General features: G+C 41.8%; 13 protein-coding genes. 10 read left to right on the forward strand and 3 right to left on the reverse strand.

All coding sequences use genetic code 11. The features are described 5' to 3' along the window. Positions 1-9: 9 nt before the first annotated feature. The 7 genes from E4S40_RS06905 to E4S40_RS06935 all read left to right on the forward strand — a co-directional run bounded on the left by E4S40_RS06905 (position 10) and on the right by E4S40_RS06935 (position 9,849). Entirely contained in the window at positions 10-2,565 is a 2,556-nt protein-coding gene (locus tag E4S40_RS06905; RefSeq protein WP_135072551.1) for a M14 family metallopeptidase, read from the forward strand. 63 nt (positions 2,566-2,628) lie between these two features. Continuing rightward, positions 2,629-3,750 carry an amidohydrolase family protein gene (locus E4S40_RS06910; protein WP_135072554.1) on the forward strand — a complete coding sequence of 374 codons (1,122 nt, stop codon included), beginning with the start codon at positions 2,629-2,631 and terminating at the stop codon, positions 3,748-3,750. Between the two features lie 127 nt (positions 3,751-3,877). Next, complete coding sequence (locus E4S40_RS06915) at positions 3,878-6,037, forward strand: TonB-dependent receptor (protein ID WP_135072556.1); 2,160 nt, start codon at positions 3,878-3,880, stop codon at positions 6,035-6,037. A 12-nt stretch (positions 6,038-6,049) separates the two neighbouring features. Continuing rightward, positions 6,050-6,694 (forward strand): hypothetical protein, encoded by a 645-nt coding sequence (locus tag E4S40_RS06920; RefSeq protein WP_135072558.1) that lies wholly within the window; start codon positions 6,050-6,052, stop codon positions 6,692-6,694. A gap of 78 nt (positions 6,695-6,772) precedes the next feature. Beyond that, positions 6,773-7,843, forward strand: a complete 1,071-nt coding sequence (locus E4S40_RS06925; RefSeq protein WP_135072560.1) for a sensor histidine kinase — start codon at positions 6,773-6,775, stop codon at positions 7,841-7,843. Then, positions 7,840-8,592: a LytR/AlgR family response regulator transcription factor gene (locus E4S40_RS06930; protein WP_135072563.1), complete on the forward strand. Its 753-nt coding sequence runs from the start codon at positions 7,840-7,842 to the stop codon at positions 8,590-8,592. Before E4S40_RS06925 ends, E4S40_RS06930 begins: the two co-directional genes overlap by 4 nt. A gap of 36 nt (positions 8,593-8,628) precedes the next feature. After that, a complete protein-coding gene (locus E4S40_RS06935; RefSeq protein WP_135072565.1) occupies positions 8,629-9,849 on the forward strand; it encodes a hypothetical protein in 1,221 nt (406 codons plus the stop codon). A gap of 64 nt (positions 9,850-9,913) precedes the next feature. Here the strand turns inward: E4S40_RS06935 and E4S40_RS06940 are convergent, their stop codons facing one another. From E4S40_RS06940 to E4S40_RS06950, 3 genes are all read right to left on the reverse strand, one after another. Next, complete coding sequence (locus tag E4S40_RS06940; RefSeq protein WP_135072567.1) at positions 9,914-11,485, reverse strand: Rne/Rng family ribonuclease; 1,572 nt, start codon at positions 11,483-11,485, stop codon at positions 9,914-9,916. A gap of 189 nt (positions 11,486-11,674) precedes the next feature. Beyond that, positions 11,675-12,487: a tetratricopeptide repeat protein gene (locus E4S40_RS06945; RefSeq protein ID WP_135072569.1), complete on the reverse strand. Its 813-nt coding sequence runs from the start codon at positions 12,485-12,487 to the stop codon at positions 11,675-11,677. Positions 12,488-12,505: 18 nt separating this feature from the next. Next, entirely contained in the window at positions 12,506-12,814 is a 309-nt protein-coding gene (locus E4S40_RS06950; protein WP_135072571.1) for an HU family DNA-binding protein, read from the reverse strand. Positions 12,815-12,959: 145 nt separating this feature from the next. On the opposite strand from E4S40_RS06950, the gene mutY reads away from it, so the two are divergent. The 3 genes from mutY to gldE all read left to right on the forward strand — a co-directional run bounded on the left by mutY (position 12,960) and on the right by gldE (position 15,954). After that, positions 12,960-14,030 carry an A/G-specific adenine glycosylase gene (gene mutY, locus E4S40_RS06955; RefSeq protein WP_135072573.1) on the forward strand — a complete coding sequence of 357 codons (1,071 nt, stop codon included), beginning with the start codon at positions 12,960-12,962 and terminating at the stop codon, positions 14,028-14,030. A gap of 41 nt (positions 14,031-14,071) precedes the next feature. After that, positions 14,072-14,542 (forward strand): single-stranded DNA-binding protein, encoded by a 471-nt coding sequence (locus E4S40_RS06960; protein ID WP_135072575.1) that lies wholly within the window; start codon positions 14,072-14,074, stop codon positions 14,540-14,542. 62 nt (positions 14,543-14,604) lie between these two features. Then, entirely contained in the window at positions 14,605-15,954 is a 1,350-nt protein-coding gene (gene gldE / locus E4S40_RS06965; protein ID WP_135072577.1) for a gliding motility-associated protein GldE, read from the forward strand. The last annotated feature ends 57 nt before the right edge of the window (positions 15,955-16,011 follow it).

A 16,011-nucleotide genomic window follows, 5' to 3' on the forward strand; every position in this document is an offset into this window, starting at 1 on the left:
CGTTATCCAATGAAACGAATTGTATTTCTTCTTTCTCTTTGCTTTCTAAGTACTTGGGCAAGTGCTCAAGTAGATTTGTCCTATTATTTGCCTGAAGGATATACCTATAATCCTGCTATTCCTACGCCTAAGGAGGTTTTGGGATATGAAGTAGGTGAATGGCACGTGACTCATGATCAGTTGGTCATGTATATGAAAGCCGTAGCCGAGGCATCCGATAGGGTGATTTTTGAGGAAACTGGCCGTAGCTACGAAAAACGCCCTCAGACTTTATTAACCATTAGTTCACCGGCTAATTTGGCCCGATTGGATCAAATCAAAGCAGATCGGAAAAAGTTGAGAGACCCGAATGCCAGCGTTTCCATTGAGTCTATGCCTGTGGTAATGTTTATGGGCTATTCTGTTCATGGAAACGAGCCTAGTGGAGCGAATGCTTCCCTTTTGGCCGCTTATCACTTTGCTGCTGCCAATGAGATCGAAGCAGATCTTGAAAACATTGTTCTTTTACTCGATCCTGCGATCAACCCTGATGGGCTTAACCGGTTTGCATCTTGGGTTAATTCACACAAGGCTTATAACCTAAATGGAGATCCGAATGGTCGGGAGTATAATGAAGCTTGGCCAAGAGGACGTACTAATCATTATTGGTTTGACTTGAATCGGGACTGGTTGCCTGTACAGCATCCGGAAAGCAGAAATCGCGTTCGGGTTTTTCAAAGTTGGTTACCGAATATTCATCTGGATTTCCATGAAATGGGAACCAATAGCACCTTCTTCTTCCAGCCAGGTGTTCCTTCCCGAACCCACCCACTTACTCCAACAAAGAATTTTGAATTGACGGCGAAGATTGGAACTTATCACGCCAAAGCTTTGGATAAAATTGGGTCCTTGTATTACAATCAGGAAAATTACGATGACTTCTATTATGGAAAAGGGTCAACCTATCCGGACGTACAGGGTTCCATTGGAATTCTTTTCGAACAGGCAAGTTCTCGAGGACATCTTCAAGAGTCTGCGAATGGAATGTTGAGTTTCCCTTTTACTATTCGAAATCAATTCACTGCCAACCTTTCATCTTTTCAAGCAGCAAAAGAAATGCGGGTAGAATTGAATCAGTGGATGCGGGATTTCTATCAAGGAATTGCTGAAGAAACAGCTGCTGATGTAAACAAGGCTTATATTTTCGGAAGTGCAGAGGATGATGCGAGGAGCTATCATTTGGCCGATTTGATTTTGCAGCATGATATCAAAGTCTTTAGTCTTCAGGAAGATATCACAGTGAATGGCAAGGAATTTAAAAGTGAAAATTCCTATATCGTTCCAGCAGATCAGCCTCAATATCGTTTGATCAAGGCCATGTTTGAGACTAGGACTACTTTCCAGGATTCCCTGTTCTACGACATCTCTGCTTGGACTTATCCTATGGCCTTTGGTTTGGATTATATGGCTTTGAATAGCCGTATCCTCAACTTGGCCAATGTTCAAGAAATCAATAAAAATGACTTCAGCTTGAAGTCGGGACAGGTAGTCGGTGGCGCTGGTGCGTATCAATATGCTCTGGAATGGACGGATTACTATGCGCCAAAAGCAGCTTATAAGCTGATGAAGGAAGGTTACCGAGTTCGTGTTGCCAATGCAGAATTTAGCACGCCGGAAGGAAAGAGTTTTGGTCGGGGAACTATCCTAGTGGATAAAGGAGAATCAGGTCAATCGGATCAGGCTTTCTTCCAAAAACTTCAGGAGATCGCCGCTTCATCCACAATAGATATTCATGCGATCAGTACAGGATATACTTCAGGAATCAATATGGGTTCTACCTTTATCACTCCATTGGAAATTCCAAAAGTTGCCCTTTTGGTCGATGGAGGAGTGGATAGCTATGAGGCAGGCGAGATCTGGCATTTGATGGATCAAAGGATTGAAATGCCAATTACCTTATTGCCAGTAGATCGGGTAAGCAGTTCTGTGATAGATCGATACAATGTGATTATCATGCCTGATGGTTCGTATGGTAGCCTTGGATCTTCTGGCGCGAATGCTTTGCGAGGCTGGGTTTCCCGAGGAAATACTCTACTAGCAAAGGGTAGAGCCTTGCGTTGGCTAGCCCAAAATGAAGTAGCGGATATCAAATTCAGAAACCTAGACACTTCCGATAAAGGGTTACAGCTAGCTTATGGGGATTATCAGAATGCAAGCGGAGCCAAGGTAACAGGCGGTGCTATTTTCAATGCCAAATTGGACTTGACCCATCCGATCGGGTACGGATATACAGAGGCAGATGTCCATACTTTCCGAAATGACAATTTCTTCTTAGAGCCAGCTGAAAACCCTTACGCCAATCCGTTGGTTTATACTGAAAATCCACTTGCTTCTGGTTATTTGCATCCAAGCAATTTACCGGGTATTCAAAATGGATCTGTGATTCAGGTTCGTGGTGTTGGAAGAGGCCGAGTAGTGGCGTTTGCTGACAACATGAATTTCCGAGCCTTCTGGTTTGGTACGAATAAGCTGTTCTTGAATGCGATTTTCTTCGGACAAGTAATTAACGGCGGGACAAGCCGATAACATTTTCAAATCCCAGTTCGTGAAAAGAACTGGGATTTTTGTTTCAACCCTTTTTCCAAATTCATGAAAAACCTTCTAACTATTGCTTCTGCTGCCTGCATATTCTTCGGATATCAATTGTCGGCTACTGCTCAGGAAATGAGTTTCGAGGAATACAATCCTCCTTCGACTCTTAAAGTCCCAGAAAACCCAGTTACCCGAGCCAAATATCCTTTTGTGGATATTCATAGCCATCAAGGAGGAATCAACCAGGAGAAAATCGAAAAGCTTCTTTCTGAAATGGAGGAGTTGAATATGGGCGTTTTGGTAAATCTGAGTGGAAGAGGCTTTGGTAGAGGTGATTCCAATAGTCAACAAGAATATATCCGAGGAATGCTCAAAGAATTTGAGGCCCATGCTCCGGGTAGGTTTATGGTATTTACCAATTTGAATTTTGCGGGCTTTGGGGATGAAAATTGGAGCCGGATTGCGGTGAAGGAATTGGAGGAAGACGTGCAAGCTGGAGCTGTAGGGCTTAAAATCTACAAAAGTCTTGGGCTTTCAGTAAAAGATATCAATGGAAATAGAGTTCCAGTCGATCATCCTGATTTGGATCCGGTTTGGGCAAAAGCTGGTGAATTGGGAATTCCGGTAATTATCCATTCGGCGGACCCATCACAATTTTGGCAACCTATGGATGCTAATAACGAACGGTGGCTAGAGCTGAAGACTCACCCGAATAGACAACGTTCTGATACGGATCCAGCGCCTTTTGAGCAAATCATTGCAGAGCAGCATCATGTGTTTGAAAAGCATCCAAACACCACCTTTATTAATGCGCACATGGGTTGGATGGCCAATGATTTGGATAAGGCTGAAGCGCATTTGGAACGCTATCCGAATGTGAATTTTGGAATCGGGGCAGTCATTGCGGAGTTTGGAAGACAGCCTCGAAGAGCTCGTGAGTTTTTCATCAAGTATCAAGATCGATTGTTATTTGGAAAAGATGCCTACAATCCTGAGGAGTTTCATACCTACTTCCGAGTTTTGGAGACAGCAGATGAATACTTCCCCTATTACAAAAAGTACCATGCCTTTTGGAGAATGTATGGGCTAGATTTGCCTGATGAGGTGTTGAAGAAAGTTTACTATAAAAATGCCCTCCGAATCGTTCCAGGCATGGATAAAACCCTTTTTCCAGAGTAGGTCAGCAGCCTGCTCTTTTTTTTGAGTTCCACTTTTTGACAGTTCAGTCACTGATTTCTACACTTCAGTCAGGTTCAATTTTTTAGAAGGCTAAGGCTCTTCAATTTTGATTCAAATACGAATCGAAATGAAACTCCGAGTCATCTTATTCTTTTACTTTTTCCTCAGCCAATTTTTGGCTTTTGGCCAAACGATTCTCAAAGGTCGCGTTTTGGATGAGCAAGGGAAAGGACTTCCCGGAGTGAATATTTATATCAAAGGCTCGTATGATGGTACTACTTCAGGAACCGAAGGCGATTTTTCATTTCAAACTACCCAGGAAGGAATTCAAATTTTGGCTATCCGAATGATGGGATTTAAAAGCCAAGAGCAAAATATTACCTGTGATGGAGGAGAACTCCAGCTTGAGGATTTTAAGTTGGTAGAGCTGATCACAGAGATGAATGGAGTGACTATTTCTGCGGGAGCAATGGAGGCTTCTGATGAGAAAAAGTCAGTGATTCTCCGGCCATTGGATATTGTGACTACTCCGAGTGCTATGGGTGATATAGTGGGAGCTTTGCAAACACTTCCTGGAACCAGCACGGTTGGAAATGACGGAAGACTTTTTGTTCGCGGAGGAGATGCGAGTGAAGTTGGGATATATATAGATGGAATGCGTGTAGGCAATGCTTATGGCACTACTGCCGGAAATGTTCCTACCCGCACCAGATTTAATCCTAATCTTTTCAAAGGCACCTTCTTTTCAACCGGGGGCTATTCTGCCGAATATGGTCAGGCTCTTTCTTCTGCCTTGGCTTTGAATACCAAGGATCTTTCTGTAAGAAAACAAGGTGATTTGAGTTTGATGTCAGTTGGTGGAGGCTATTCCCAAACTTGGGCTTCTGAAAAACAAAGTCTGACTTTGAGTGGAAATTACTTTGATTTAGGGCCATACCAACAAATTATTCCTCAGGATTTTGATTTTGAGCGAGCTCCTTTTGGATGGGATTTGGAAGTAGCTGCGCAAAAAAAGCTCAAAAATGGTGGCCTATGGAAAGTCCTTGCAAGAACCGAATCCGGAGGAATGAAACTCTGGGATGTCCAGCCTGGGTCTGAAAATAGAGGTACTTTAATCGATTTAACTAATCGGTACAGCTATGCCCAAACTAATTGGAAAAAGGCTGGGAAGAGCGGTTGGACTTGGTTTGCTGGTGCAGCTATCTCCTCCAATTTGGATGAAGTGGATTTCGATACTTTGCAAACAGAGCGGGACAACAAATTGGCGCACCTGAAAGCATCAGCTGTCAAGGATTTCTCTGATCGTATTTCCATGAAAATCGGAGTGGAGCATTTTATCCATCGCTATGCAGAAGGATTACCTCAAATCAATCAAGAGCGCGATTTTCTGGATAATCAAAGCTTTCTATACACGGAATGGGATTGGTATCTCAGCCGAAAATTGGTGTTAAGAGGAGGACTTCGGGCCGGAAAGAGCAGCTTGAATTCAGAGGAATGGTTGGATCCACGTTTTTCCTTGGCCTATCAACTTTCACCAAAAGGTCAGCTAAGCCTAGCAGCTGGGAAATTTTCTCAACTACCTGTAGAGACATATCGAGTCTTGACTCAAGACTTAAAAAATACTGAATCCAATCACCTGATCTTGAACTATCTCTGGCAGAGCGAGGGGATTACCTTTCGTGCAGAAGCTTTCTACAAAAGCTATCAAGGTTTGATACGATTTGATGGGACTGTACAAAACCCTGAAAATCTCCGCAACGAAGGAGAAGGCTTTGCCCGAGGTTTGGATTTCTTCTTTCGTGATCAAAAGTCCATCAAAAACACGGATTACTGGATTACCTACAGCTTTGTGGACAGCAAGCGAAGCTTTGAGCAGTTTGCTTCTCGGGTTCAGCCAGGCTTCGCCCCTCGCCATAATTTCTCTGTGGTAGTGAAGCATTTTGTTGCACCACTTAAGTCTCAATTAGGAGCGAGCTTCTCATTTAACGACGGCTATGCCTACACGGATCCGAATTTTCCAGGTGAAATGAATAGAAAGACTCCGGGATTTCAAAATCTAAGCCTAAGCTGGAGTTATTTGCCCAAACCCAATTTGATTATCCATGCAGGAGTGACCAATGTGCTGGGCAGGGAAAATGTATTCGGCTATGACTTTGCGGGTGAGCCCAATTCTCAAGGAATCTACGAATCACGAGCTATCGGTCAAGCAGCTCCCAGGTTTCTTTTCCTCGGGATCTTTTTGACCCTTTCTCAAGACAAAAACGCAAATCAATTAAATAACCTCTAAAATCAATTTATCATGAAAAAGTATCTTTTTATCCTTGCCTTTCTTGCAGTGAACTTGTCAAATGTGGCTCAAGCTGATCCGGCTTATGAATCAGCTATGAAGTCTCAGATTCAAGCCATGAATGAAATAACCGATGCACAAGCAAGTGCGGAAGTTGCCAATGCTTTTTTGCGCATTGCTGAAGCAAATTCAAATGAATGGTTACCGCTGTATTATGCTGCTTTGACCAAAATTGAGGGAGCTTTCCGATTCGATGTCAACAAGGATCAGGAATTTGACTCGGCCATTGAGTTGATCCAAGAGGCATCTGAGATTTCTCCAAACAACTCCGAGCTTACCGCTTTGCATGGGTATGCATTAATGGGCAAATTATCCTTGGATCCGGTTTCTAGAGGACAGAGCATGAGTCCCCAAGTCATGCAGCTTTTTGGTTTGGCCATCAATCAGGATCGGGAAAATCCCCGTGCAGTGACTCTCATGGCACAAATGGAATTAGGAATGGCTGAGTTTTTCGGTTCCGGTCCTCAAAAAGCTTGCGGAATGGCTCGAATTGCCTTGGATTTATACAAAAGTGAAAGTGCCAAAATTGATGAAAGCTACATCCATCCTACTTGGGGAGTAGAGACTGCCGAAGAATTGGCAAAAAGATGTCAATAAGCAAACTTAAATGAGCCAAAGACCAATGAATCTGATTTTTAGGTTCATTGGTTTGGCTTTTATTCTTAATTTCCATCGATGCAATCTGAGATAGACAACACACGCACCAACGAATTCCTATTCAAAAAGATTGGGCCCTTTGTTCTGTTGAACTTAGGGATTGCTTTGATTATTTCTTTTAGCATTTGTCCCAGCTGTTTTTTGTCTTTCGATGGATTCACCAAACTAATTCCTGATTTTATTTTTTCATTTCTGGTTTCCTGTTCTTTAAGTTTTGGAGGAAGTGTAATTACCGATTGGCTTGACCGCCGAATTTCTTGGATTGATCAACCCCTGACTCGTCTCCTTGCCACGATCGGTATTTATTTGGGGTATTCATTTCTAGTATCCTACATATTGGTCTTTTTTCATGCCTGGTTTTTGGGTCAATTTTCATTGGATAATATTCCCTGGTTGGAAATTTCCAAGTATACCATCATGCCTATGCAGGTTGCTGTGGTAGTGATGGCCATCTTCACTACTTGGTCATGGCTGGGAGAATGGAGAAAGTCCGCGGTGGAGGCTGAGCGCTTAAAAACCGAGCAATTTGCCAGTCAATACCAAAGTTTAAAGGATCAACTCAATCCCCATTTTCTCTTCAATTCCCTCAATGTCTTGACCAATTTGGTGTATGAGGATGCAGATCGATCTGCTGCTTTTATTCAAAAGCTCTCGCGGATTTATCGCTATGTTTTGGAGGTTCAGCAAGAGGAGTTGGTATCCGTGGAGAAGGAACTGGAATTCGCTAAAAACTTCCTGGAATTGCAGAAAATACGCTTTGAAGATAAATTGGAGTTTCGGGTTCAAGTAGAGGATTTGAAAGGATATTTTCTTCCTCCGCTATCCCTTCAATTGCTTTTGGAAAATGCCATCAAGCATAATGTGGCTTCAAGAGAAAATCCTTTGTTTATCCATATTCAACAGAAAAACGGAGAGCTTTGGGTTACCAATACGCTACAATTGAAGAATCAATCCGAGACCTATTCCACGGGAGTTGGGTTAAAGAATATTTCAAAAAGGTATCAGCTATTGAAAGCACCAACTCCTACGGTAAAGCAAGGAGTGGATGAGTTTTTGGTCATTTTACCCTTAATCCAAATTGAGTCATGAGAATTTTACTGATTGAGGATGAAAATCCGGCAGCAAAAAGACTATTGACCCTTTTGAAACCTCATTTTCCAGAGGCGGAGTTTTTGGGGAATATAGATTCAGTCAAATCTTCGGTTCATTGGCTGGAGACAAATTCAGAGCCGGATTTGATCTTTTGTGATATACAATTGGCGGATGGATTGAGCTTTGAGATTTTTCAGAAGAGACCAATCCAAGTGCCGATCATTTTTACTACAGCCTTTGATCAATATGCTATCAAGGCCTTTCAAGTCAATGCCGTAGATTATTTGCTAAAGCCCATTGATCCGGAGGATTTAGCCCGGGCAGTGGAAAAATTCAAAAAGAATCAGCTTCGAAAGGAATTGGATGTTCAGCTATTAGAAAAGTTGCTCAAGCCCCAAACCAAGGTTTATAAGTCCCGGTTTTTGGTTCGCTTTGGCGAGAAAATTCAAAGCATTCCAATAGAAGAAGTCGCCTTTTTCTTCAGTGAGGAGCGTGTCACATTTTTACAAACTCAGGCAGGGAAAAAGTACGTCTTGGACCAAACTTTGGAACAAACAGAATCTCAAGTGGACCCGCTGCATTTTTTTCGAATCAATCGAAAGTATTTGGTTTCTCATCCATCCATTGAGGAAGTCTTTACCTATTCTAATAGCCGGTTAAAAGTCAAATTGGTGAATTGTGAAGACGCAGATATTTTAATAAGCCGCGAAAAGGTATCGGATTTCAAGTCTTGGCTTGATCAATGATTCGGAATTCAGCTTTCTTTCTTCTATTTTTTCAAAATGAATTCAAAACCAGACAGTTCTAGAAAAAGCGATGAGCTAAGTTGGCTTGAGAATCTTCAGCGAAACAGTTGGGAGCCGGAGGTAATTATTTCAGGTATTATTCTGGCGTTTTTATTTGCGTTCCCTTCTAAGATTTATGCTTTTTCGGCTATGTTGGTTCAGGAATTTGGCCTCAACTATGCCGGAGCCGTTTTGGTGCTTTTTTACCTAAGCGCCGTAATCAGTGTTTTTAAGATTTTCTTTGTAGTACATCTTGTGCTCCGGTTTATTTGGGCGGGTTTTTTGGGTTTGAGTTATGCCTTTCCTCAAGGGGTCATTCATGAAAAGCTATTTAAGATTTCGCAGCATTTTGAATATCTAAAACCTGGAGATATGGTTTTGGCAATGGAGCGAATCTGTAGTATGACTTTCGCCTATCCCATTTCCTTGGTGTTTACCATTCTGGTTTCTACAGCCTATCTGGTACTTCTGCTTTTTCTTTATTATTGGCTAAAAATCAGCTTTTTTATTATTTACCTGATTTTTATGATCAGTCTTCTTGTTTTTGCACTCTTTGTGTTGATCAATAAAAATGCGAAATGGAGAGCAAAAATGGCCAAAACCATGATGGCCTCAGTTGGGGCTATTTACCAAAGCAATTTGGGGAAGTGGTTTAGTGTATTTTATGGACTTGGAATATTTCTCCTTGCCATGCCTCTGATTTACAATGATGTTCGGGATTTTTCAATGTTTTTTAATGAGTCAAATCTATTGGAGAATGAGCTAAAATGGCCGACGAAAGAGCTTTCGTATTCGGAGTTTCATCAAGAGGAAAAGCGATACCCAAGAGCATTTTTATCGACTGAAACGGTTCGTGGAGATTACCTCAAACTAGGAATCGCGCGCTATGCCGGGGATGATCAATATCTAATTGATTTAAACGAAAATTTCAAAAAGGAACTAGATTCTCTAGGCTGGCATGAGTTGGTAGACACCCCGGATTTATATCGATTTACAATAGGGGATGAGGTGATCAGAGCAGGTTCATGGAAGCGAAATCGATTACAGGTGACTGACCAGAAAGTATATGAAACCATGTTGCCTATTGGTGATTTACCTCCCGGGATTTATACCCTGAAAATTGAAAAGCTGTTGGTGCGGTACAATTTATTCACTAATAAACCTGAGGAAATTCGGCTTCGAGAACAATGGGATGAAATTGATTTTATCAAGGAGTGAAATTGATAGATTTAAGGCTTTTGAATTTTATTGCCAGAAAAAATTAACATAAAAAAAGCGAGACTTACTCAGTCTCGCTTTTTACTGTTAGTTCTATTTCCTCTCCAGATTCATCTTCGAATCTGTATTCCGTCACCGGTAGGGAAGAGTCTTTGATCAGTTTAATCCATTTGAAATATTTGAAAAACCACTTCACCTGACGGCTAATCAGACCGACAGTAAAGTAGGCATGCAAGTAGGGATGCAGCCCAATTTGGACTTTGGCAATGTTTTGCATGGTCAACAAGTGCTCCAGATCTTTTTCAAGTTTGTCTGCAATCAAAATTGAAGCTTGGATTTTTCCAGTTCCATTACAAGCTGGACAAACTTCTTTGGTTACAATGTTAACTTCTGGCCGTACTCGCTGACGGGTGATTTGCATCAATCCAAACTTGCTCAGCGGTAATACGGTGTGCTTAGATCGGTCGGCTTTAAGCTCATTTTTCACCGCATCGTAGATGGCCTTTTTATTTTCGGCCCGCTTCATATCGATAAAATCGACTACGATGATACCTCCCATATCCCGGAGGCGGAGCTGTCGAGCGATCTCTTTGGCAGCGACCAAATTGGTCTTTAATGCCGTCGATTCTTGATCGCTTTCTTGATTGGATTTATTGCCACTATTGACGTCGATGACGTGGAGCGCTTCTGTGTGCTCAATTATCAAATAGCCACCTTGTGGTAAACTAACCGTTTGTCCAAACAGACTTTTGATCTGTTTTTCAATCCCAAAACTTTCAAATAATTTAACTTTACCGTTGTAAAGTTTGACAATTTTTTCCTTTTCAGGTGCAATGGACCTGATGTAGGATTTAATCTGATCGTAAGTAGATTCCTCTTCTACAGTGATTGCATCGAAAGATTCATTGAGTAGGTCTCGCACTAATGAGGAGGCCATACTCATCTCTCCAATAATTTTGTCGCGGCTTTTTGCCTTCATCAGCTTTTTCATCCCTTCTTCCCATTTGTAGAGAAGATTTCGAAGGTCTTTGTCAAGTTCAGTCACTGACTGACCTTCGGCCACCGTCCGGATGATTACTCCGAAGTTGGCTGGTTTGATGGAAGTAATGAGTCTTAAAAGCCTTTTACGCTCGTCATTGCTGCGGATTTTTTTGGAGACATTAACTGTATCCGAAAACGGCACCAAGACGAGGTAGCGACCGGGAAGAGAGAGCTCACAGGATAGTCGGGGGCCTTTGGTAGAGATAGGTTCTTTCACTATCTGAACCAACACCTGATTGTTCTTCGACAGAATGGATGAAATCTTTCCGATTTTGTCGATTTCAGGTTCGTTTTCAAAACCCTTCAGGTTGTAATTGCTGTAGTTGTTGTTGCGCACCATCTTGGTGAACTTCTGAAGGCTTTGGATATTAGGGCCTAAATCTTGATAGTGCAAAAAGGCGTCTTTTTCGTAGCCTACGTCAATAAATGCCGCATTGAGGCCGTTGACAATTTTTCTAACCGTACCAAGATAGATGTCCCCAACCTTAAATTGGTTTTCCAAGCTGTCAGAGTGTAACTCTACGAGGCTTTTGTCCTGAAGGAGGGCAATCCGACTCCCGTCCTGAGCAGAATCAATTAACAATTCTGTACTCAAAACCTAGTCTAATAAATATGTAAATGAACGTGTGGTTTTCTTTAAAACAGGAAAAGAAGAAGTGTATTACTTCTTCTTATGTCTGTTCTTTCTTAGTCTCTTTTTACGCTTGTGCGTAGCGATCTTATGTCTCTTTCTTTTCTTTCCGCAAGGCATAGTCTTGTTTGTTTAGATGTGATACAATTTTATTTATAGCCTATCTAGGTAGCTTTGGATACTCTCCAGGATCATTTGATCTTGGGTCATTTCTTTCACTGCCTCAAATTGGGCTTTTGCTTTATTTCTTTGATTTGACTCAAAATAGCTCACGCCTAGATAAAACTGTCCTTGCAGATTATCAGGGTGATAGCTGACCAATTCCTCAAAGCGCTCCACCGCCCGCTTGTATTGTCCGGACTGCATGGACAAAATACCCATATTGAAAAGGGCATCTTCATTTTGAGGATCCTCTTCCAAAATTTCACGGAGCATCATGATGCCCTGCATAGGGTTGGCAGAGGACACATAGGTCATGGCAATTTTTGATTTCAAGTCTGATCGGCTTGGATCGTTTTCCAATACCTTTCCGAGATATTCCCGGGTTTTTTCAGCAGTAGCTTCAACTTTCTTAGGATCCAGTGCAAAAGTGAAAGCCTCAAAGTAGGCATCTCCTGTCTTTTCATCCCAGATCAACTCCTCGGATCGTTCCGCTGCAACTGAAAGGAAATAGGCGGCGCTATCATAGACTGCCTTTTCCTGATACAAATTGGCCAAATTTTCTAATTCCTCAAGGGAAATAGTTGATTCAGCAGCTTTGTTTCGCAATTGTGAGAGTAGATTTTCCTTTTCTTCACTCAATTCGGCAGCATGCATTTCCACTGCACTTTCGGAAGATTCTTCTGTATCCTGTCCCACAGTTGCCCCAGCTTGGGCCTCATTATCCACGACGATCTTGGGTAAGGAGTACAATCCTACAATGGCCAATACGCCGACGATAATGAGGATTAGCTGAGTTTTTTTCATGTCAATTCTCCCTAAGACTTATTCTTGTGGAGCTAGTTCTTTGATCTTGTTACTGTTTTTGATCTTTTCGATAAACACTTTGGATGGCTTGAAAGCCGGGATATAGTGCTCGTCGATGACAATGGCAGTATTTTTGGAAATGTTTCGAGCGATTTTCTTAGCTCTTTTCTTGTTGATAAAGCTACCAAACCCTCTTACATAAATGTTTTCGCCTTCTGACATGGACTCTTTGACCACGCTGAAGAAAGCCTCTACTGTTTGGGTAACATCATCCTTTTGGATCCCGGTCATGTCCGAGATTTTGGTGATTACTTCTGCTTTTGTCACGGTGATTTAGATTTAGAAATTATTAAATAAGCTTAACAACCTATTAACCAAGTGTTTTTGGGACTGCAAATGTACGAGAACCAAGTCAATTAAAAAACAAATCCATAAAAATTAACCAGTTTTGTACTGGAGAATTTTCAATCCCATGAATCATAAATCCACTGATAATCAAGCATTTTCTAATTCAATCTTAAGTTGGTATCGTTCAAATCCTCGCGAATTGCCTTGGAGAGGTACGCAGGATCCGTACAAAATTTGGCTCTCTGAAATCATCTTGCAGCAAACTCGGGTCGCTCAGGGATTACCTTATTATTATAAGTTCGTCACCCAATATCCCACCGTTAAGGATTTGGCGGAGGCTCCTGAGGAAGATGTGCTTCGATTGTGGCAAGGATTGGGCTATTACAGTCGAGCCAGAAATCTTCATTTCTGTGCCAAACAAATCTGGTTTGATCGGGCTGGCGAATTTCCAAATTCTTATGAGGAATTGATACAGTTAAAAGGTGTAGGGAGCTATACGGCTGCCGCAATTTCAAGCTTTGCTTTCGGAGAGCGAAAAGCAGTCGTTGATGGGAATGTCTTTCGGGTATTGGCTAGAGTTTTTGGAATCGAGACGGATATTGCTAGCGGAAAAGGGAAACGGGAATTTCAGGAGCTGGCCGATCAACTCATTTCTAAAGATGAGCCGGGAGAATATAATCAGGCGATTATGGATTTTGGTGCCCGACTTTGCGTTCCTGCAAAGCCCGAATGTGAATCCTGCCCATTAAAAAGTAGCTGTTTCGCCTACACCCACAATTTGGTGGATTCCCTGCCTGTGAAAATCAACAAGACCAAAGTCAAGGACCGCCATCTTCATTATTTTGTCATCCGCTGTGGAGGCTCTTGGGTATGGAAAAGAAGGAATTCCGGTGATATTTGGGAAGGCTTATTTGATTTTCCTTTGGCTGAAAAAGCAAATCAAGAGGAGGAGCATCAGTTGGATTTACCAGTTGAATCTCAGGAAGTGCGGAAATTTCCCAAGAAGTACAGACACTTATTGTCTCATCAGCGGCTTCATGCGGAATTTTCCGAAATAGATATTGATGCCCGATATCAAGAAAAACTTCAGAAATGGGCTGCTGAGGAAGGTTTTATGATGGTGGAAGAAGATCGAATCGAGCAGCTGGCAAAACCAAAGTTGATCGTAAATTTTTTGAACGATCAGGGCTTTTGATTACCTTCAATATTCTATTTTAAATCATGAATTCATAAAAAATGGCTGGAGTAAATAAAGTGATCCTAGTTGGGAATTTGGGAGCAGATCCTGAAGTAAAATATTTAGAGGGAGATAATGTGGTGGCTAATCTTCGTCTTGCAACTACAGAGGCGTATAAGGATCGCAATGGAAATCGAGTAGAGCAAACCGAATGGCATGATCTGGAGCTTTGGGGAGGTCAAGCGAAAATCGCCGAGCAATACCTTAAAAAAGGAATGCAGATTTATGTCGAAGGGAAAATTAAGTCTGATACCTGGCAGGACCAAGATGGAAACAATAGAAAGCGGACAAAAATCCGTGTGTTAAGTTTTACCATGCTAGGATCTCGCTCAGAGAATCCAGGTGGAGGTCCAGGTGAAGGAAATTATCAGCGACCTGCTTCTGCACCTGCAAGTCCAGCTTCTCAACCCACTTCCAATTCGATGGACTTGGCTCCATCAGGAGATGAGGATGATGATCTTCCGTTTTAAATCAAGTCCCCTGAATTTTTCAGGGGATTTTGTAATTTTGTAGCAACCATCGTGTTTAGTCCATGGACGACCCATACCCGAGTACCGATTTACTCGCTCAAATAGCTGAACCTGGAGCGGCTTATTTATTGCTCAATTCAGTACTTTTTATTCTCTTGCTGATCGGTTCCGCCTTGGTTTCCGGATCAGAAGTTGCGTTTTTTTCTTTGAGCAATGATGAATTGGATCAGCTTTACGAAAAAGATACTTCCAGAAGCAAATCCGTAGTGGAGCTCTTGCAGCGACCCAAAGAACTGCTCAGCACCATCCTTATCCTAAATAATCTCATCAACATCGCCATCGTTACTTTGACCACCTTTGTGGCATGGAGCATTTTTGGGATGAATGCGACAGGAATTATTGTCATTTTGATCCAAACTGTGGGGATCACCTTTGCTATCGTATTCTTTGGGGAGATTGTTCCAAAAGTCTATGCAAACAAAGCCAAAATGGAATTCAGTCAAACCATGGCCCCCACCATGAAGTTTTTCGCGTCCATTTTGAGACCTTTTTCTTTCTTGCTAATGTCCATCAGCAACTTGATTGAGCGAAGAATTGAGAAAAAAGGGTATTCCCTTTCAGTGGAAGAGCTCAACCAAGCGCTTGAATTGACTACCGAAGACACGCCAGACGAAGAGCGGGAAATTTTGAAAGGGATCGTGAATTTTGGGACCCTGACCGTACGGCAAGTTATGCGAAGTAGGATGGAAATCACTGCAGTAGATACGGAGATGGATTTCCATGAATTGATGGACAAAATCAATAAAAGTGGCTATTCCCGAATTCCCGTCTTTGAAGAAACGATCGATAATATTCAAGGCATTCTTTATATCAAGGATTTGCTTCCATACATTGAGCGGGATGAAAATTTTGCTTGGCAGGAACTTATCAGGAAAAGCTTTTATGTACCTGAGAATAAAAAAGTAGATACACTTTTAAAGGATTTCCAGCAGAAAAGAGTCCATATGGCTATTGTGGTCGATGAATATGGGGGTACATCCGGTTTGGTGACTCTGGAAGATTTGATCGAGGAAATTATCGGTGAAATCAATGATGAGTTTGATGATGCTGATGGCTTCTATTTCAAGGAGTTGGATAGTCAGACCTTTATTTTTGAAGGAAAAATTTCACTTAATGATTTCTGCAAAAAACTGGAATTGGATGCTCAGATTTTTGATGAAGTCAAGGGTGAAAATGAGTCTTTGGGAGGTTTGTTGCTGGAGTTGAATAGTAAGCTGCCAAAGAATGGAACAAAGATTACCTTCCTGAATTTTGAGTTTACCATCCTAGCAGTCGATCTAAGAAAGATTAAAAAGGTAAAAGTCCACATTAAGTCTCCAGATGAGGAAGCTGGCAGGGTATTCACCGATTAATCGATTTTGTAATTGAATAGAAAATCCAAATTTTCCATGGCATTGAAATTTTTGAGG

The sequence above is a fragment of the Algoriphagus kandeliae genome (assembly GCF_004571135.1).
GTDB classification, from domain to species: Bacteria; Bacteroidota; Bacteroidia; order Cytophagales; family Cyclobacteriaceae; genus Algoriphagus; species Algoriphagus kandeliae.

Excerpts from the sequence above, each read along its gene's own strand:
- E4S40_RS06905 (WP_135072551.1), top strand. The coding sequence starts at position 10 with ATGAAACGAATTGTATTTCTTCTTTCTCTTTGCTTTCTAAGTACTTGG.
- E4S40_RS06910 (WP_135072554.1), top strand. The coding sequence starts at position 2,629 with ATGAAAAACCTTCTAACTATTGCTTCTGCTGCCTGCATATTCTTCGGA.
- E4S40_RS06915 (WP_135072556.1), top strand. The coding sequence starts at position 3,878 with ATGAAACTCCGAGTCATCTTATTCTTTTACTTTTTCCTCAGCCAATTT.
- E4S40_RS06920 (WP_135072558.1), top strand. The coding sequence starts at position 6,050 with ATGAAAAAGTATCTTTTTATCCTTGCCTTTCTTGCAGTGAACTTGTCA.
- E4S40_RS06925 (WP_135072560.1), top strand. The coding sequence starts at position 6,773 with ATGCAATCTGAGATAGACAACACACGCACCAACGAATTCCTATTCAAA.
- E4S40_RS06930 (WP_135072563.1), top strand. The coding sequence starts at position 7,840 with ATGAGAATTTTACTGATTGAGGATGAAAATCCGGCAGCAAAAAGACTA.
- E4S40_RS06935 (WP_135072565.1), top strand. The coding sequence starts at position 8,629 with ATGAATTCAAAACCAGACAGTTCTAGAAAAAGCGATGAGCTAAGTTGG.
- E4S40_RS06945 (WP_135072569.1), bottom strand. The coding sequence starts at position 12,487 with ATGAAAAAAACTCAGCTAATCCTCATTATCGTCGGCGTATTGGCCATT.
- mutY (WP_135072573.1), top strand. The coding sequence starts at position 12,960 with ATGAATCATAAATCCACTGATAATCAAGCATTTTCTAATTCAATCTTA.
- E4S40_RS06960 (WP_135072575.1), top strand. The coding sequence starts at position 14,072 with ATGGCTGGAGTAAATAAAGTGATCCTAGTTGGGAATTTGGGAGCAGAT.
- gldE (WP_135072577.1), top strand. The coding sequence starts at position 14,605 with ATGGACGACCCATACCCGAGTACCGATTTACTCGCTCAAATAGCTGAA.